Genomic DNA, 3,867 nt, shown 5'->3' with positions numbered 1-3,867 from the left:
ACTTTCCGCGATTACGCGCGGCTGTTGGGTGGAGCTTTCTTCGATGTGGGTTCGGAATGTAGCAATATTTTTGAGGTGCCCAATCTTTCGCACCTAGCTGAAGTAGATCGGGAAGATCGTCGCAAGGATACTCAAGAATCGTTACTCGAAATCCTCCAAATGCTGGTAACTGGTTCTAATCCTGATGCTTTCGAGCCAATGTTGCGGGACTTAATTAGATCCTTGCTGACGCTAATTCTGACCAAATTCCTCGCCGCCAGGGAGATTCAATCGCGGTATATTGCAGCCATCAATGGGGGGATTGGTAGCGACGCATGGCAAAAGTACCCAGTGTTAGAAGACTTCATCGGTTTCTGCTCGCCAGAACGAGTCAATATTACCGAACCAGAACAACTCAAAGCCTTGAGTTATATCGTCACTAAACTGCGCTCTTGGACTCAAAGCCGGACGGGACAGGCTTTTTGTCGTCCCTCTACCTTTAAAACCGATGCCCAGTTATTCGTGATGGCAATTCGGGGCGTGGCAAATGCAGAAGATATGGCAGTACTCGCAACAGTGGCTTATGCTACCGCCATCCGCCGCGCTTACAGCAATCCTAAATCGGTACTATTTTTGGACGAAGCTGCTGCCCTACTCAAATTCCCTGCCCTAGCGTTGATGATCGGGAGACTATTGGCAATTGCCGCCAAAGCAGGGATCAGAGTAATGCTAGCCGCTCAAGAGGTTCACTCGATTAAAACCTGCGCTGGCGGCGAACAAATCCTCGCTAACTGCGATATCAAGTTAGTCGGACGCATCCAACCGGAATCGGTAGATACGATCTCCGAAGTTATGAAGATTCCGCTGGAGCTACTCGCCCCCAATCTCACTGAAGCATACGTTCCCAATCGCAGTTGGGGTTACTCTAACTGGTTGATGTTAGATGGACGGAGTTATACCTGGGCGAGAATCTACGCTAGCTCTGGCACCTTGGCGGCTGTTGTCAATAACGTCCATGAAGTCGAACGCCGTCAAGCACTGCTGGAGCAAGCCGAGCATCCAATCATTGGATTAGCTCGGTATGCTTCAGAATTACTACCTGCATAACTCGCACAACATTGATGAAAAAACGACTGCTTTCAATAATTATCTTTGGGTTAACCTTACTGGGCACCATTCGAGCAGCATCAGCGACAGGTAGCGTCACAACTACCACTACTCAAACCGTTGAGATCGATGGCATTAAAGTTCCCATCCCACCTCAAAACACAACGACCATTGTAAACGGGACAACCGTACCAAATTCAACCACAGTCACCCCCTCAGTCACCGCACCGACAGCAACCACAACACCACCAACCAATGGCATCATCCCACCAGACGCAGGAACGACAGTAGGAACGGCGGCTCAAGGGATTGTGACAACGACTGTCACCAATGCTGGAACTAGCGCGATTCAATCGGGCGATCGAACACTCACCACGGCAGCAACCCAACAAACGGCAGGAATTAGTGCCACCTTAAACAAGATCCCATTTGTCGGTGGGATAGCTAACGGAGTAATGCAACAAAAAATCGCTGCTGGTATTGGCGATTTAACAACAATGGCCAGCACGGCATTCACCAACCTGATGAACGATCCTAATAACCCATTAGGTGGAATTGGCAAGACGATCGTTGGTTTCTTTGGTGGTAATAGTAGTCCGAATACTGCCACCGCTCAGGCGACGGCTCAACAGACGGCAATTAAGACTATTACCGATAGTTACGGACAAGGTGCCACTCAAGCTGCCACCATTTTGTCGAAACAAACCAATCCCAATATCGGCAGCATCGATACCGCACTCGCCAGCACCACGCCAGCTAGCGATATTTCTAGTACTGTCACCAACATCCAGGCACAACAAGCAGTAGCAAAAATTGCCGTCAACACCAATCCCGCCAACGGATCGCTGACTCAATTAGATGCAATCTCCGCCACATCAAGCAAGGTAATTGCCGAGAGTGCGAACGGTGTTTCCGGTCAGGCAGCCCTCCAAAGCCGAGTCTTAGGCGCGAACTTGAATGCAGCGGGAATGCAATATCAAGCCGCTCAAACCTATGACAACTCGCTCGACCAATTGAATACCATCAGCCAACAGATCGGACAACAAGGTGCGATTAATGCCGAAGGCGTTCGCATTGCCGCCGAACAGCGAACCTTGAGTGCCGCCCAACTTTCGCAAGCATCAACCGATGCAGCAGCGCGAATTCGCCGCCAAGAAACCGAAGATCGGGCCAGCCAGCGATTGACCGATGAAGTCCAAAATACTAACTCAATCATCCAGGGGATGGTGGGTGCGGTAAAACCGAAGGGTAAGAGTTAAAGGGGGAGTGGGGGAAAGGGTGGGGAAAGGATAGAGGAATACGCTAAGCATCTATCCTTTCCTCCGTTTTCTCCTCAAATCACTATTAGCACATGTTTATCGATCGATATCCGAGTCAAAAGTCGATCCCCATTACCCTTTCCCCTTTCCCCATTACCCTTTCCCCCACCTCTAAAACAATGCCCGATATCCTATTACTAGACCCACACCTACTAGCAGCCGCCAACTTCAGCCAAGCGGCTGCAACTGGTTCTGCTTTAGCCACAAACTTCGCCAAAGAATTCTGGTCGAATGTTTTTCAAATGGGCATCTTTGGACGGGTCGCACAGGTATCTTTGACGATCGCAGGGATCGGTGTAATTTATCGCGGCTATTATTTTTTCTTAGAAATTAAAGCTAAAACTTTAGATGCCGAAAAAGTCGTCGGTTTTCTGATGGTATTGATTCTGGTACTACTAATGCTGTGGAATAGCGGACAGTTAGCCATGTATACAGTACTGGGAATGCGGAATTTTACTAACTCGATCTCTGATACGGTGATGCAGGGGATTTCCTTCGATTTCTCGAAATTACAAGCAACTAGAAGTCTCAATGGCACGAATCTCGCCCAATCTTATTTTGTTAAATTTGAAGACGAGTTGAAAAAATGCGCTCCCGCAGCCCAAACTGCTTGTTCTCAGCAAGCCCTAAACAATTTAAAACAAAGTGTGGCTGCCAATCCCGAACAAGATCCGGTAGTTAATGCCAAAATAGCTGAGATTCAAATAGATCTCAATAACGCTGCGGGGGTACAACCAGCCAGTAATTCAGCCACTTCGGGGTCGAATACCACAACGCCACCATCTGGCACGTCAGACGGGACGATCGATGAGAAGGCTAAATGGGATATTATTGGCAAGGTCGGGGACTCGATTAAGTCGATGGGTAGTGCCATTTCTAATGCGTTTGAAAGTTTAATTCAGCTCATATTTACCTGCTTGGCGATCGCCTTTTATATTGCTTTAGAACTGACATTATTAGTATTTGGCTTCACATTTCCAATTAATATCGCACTATCATTATTCGACCCCGCACCGATTAAAAATTGGTTTGGTAATTTTTGGTTGTTAGTCAATGCCAAACTATGTTTTGCAATTATCGTCGGTATCATTGTCTATTTGAATCTCTGGGCGCAGAGCCAGACGGGGCTGGCGAGTTTGGGGATTTTTACGATCGGTATTTTAATGGCAATTTACGCTCCCTTCCTCACCTTCTTCTATTGTCAAGGTTCGGCTCTGGCTCTGGCTGGAGCGATGAATTCACTTACGAGCGCACCAGCGCGTGGAGCGGCAAGAGGAGCTGGTAGGGTAGGGGGTAGAGCTGCTGGTGGATTGGGAAGTAGCTTGATGCGTGGAGTGGGGATGGGGATGGGCAAAACACGGGGTCGGAGAATTGCGAGAATGGGTACGAAGAAATAGTCGATCGATGTTTAAGATTTAAAAAATTAGGTCGGATTCTCTTGAATTCAAAGCAGCAACTGCGC

3 protein-coding genes are annotated in these 3,867 nt (G+C 48.2%); all 3 read left to right on the top strand.

Annotation, left to right across the window (positions count from 1 at the left end):
* Positions 1–1,086: TraM recognition domain-containing protein (locus tag RMO52_RS16690; RefSeq protein ID WP_310416386.1), on the top strand; the 1,086-nt coding region annotated here is incomplete at its 5' end.
* Between the two features lie 14 nt (positions 1,087–1,100).
* On the top strand, positions 1,101–2,345 hold the full coding sequence (locus tag RMO52_RS16685) for a hypothetical protein (protein ID WP_310416383.1): 1,245 nt from the start codon (positions 1,101–1,103) through the stop codon (positions 2,343–2,345).
* Between the two features lie 179 nt (positions 2,346–2,524).
* Positions 2,525–3,802, top strand: coding sequence for a hypothetical protein (locus RMO52_RS16680; protein WP_310416380.1), 1,278 nt, complete (start codon positions 2,525–2,527; stop codon positions 3,800–3,802).
* The last annotated feature ends 65 nt before the right edge of the window (positions 3,803–3,867 follow it).

Origin of the sequence: Chamaesiphon sp. OTE_8_metabat_110 (genome assembly GCF_031382685.1) — a bacterium.
In the GTDB taxonomy this organism is placed as follows: Bacteria; Cyanobacteriota; Cyanobacteriia; order Cyanobacteriales; family Chamaesiphonaceae; genus Chamaesiphon.
The sequence above is the reverse complement of the archived record's forward strand: the minus strand, read 5'-3'. Positions and strand labels throughout refer to the sequence as shown.

Coding starts and splice junctions, on each gene's coding strand:
- RMO52_RS16685 (WP_310416383.1), top strand. CDS start 1,101: ATGAAAAAACGACTGCTTTCAATAATTATCTTTGGGTTAACCTTACTG.
- RMO52_RS16680 (WP_310416380.1), top strand. CDS start 2,525: ATGCCCGATATCCTATTACTAGACCCACACCTACTAGCAGCCGCCAAC.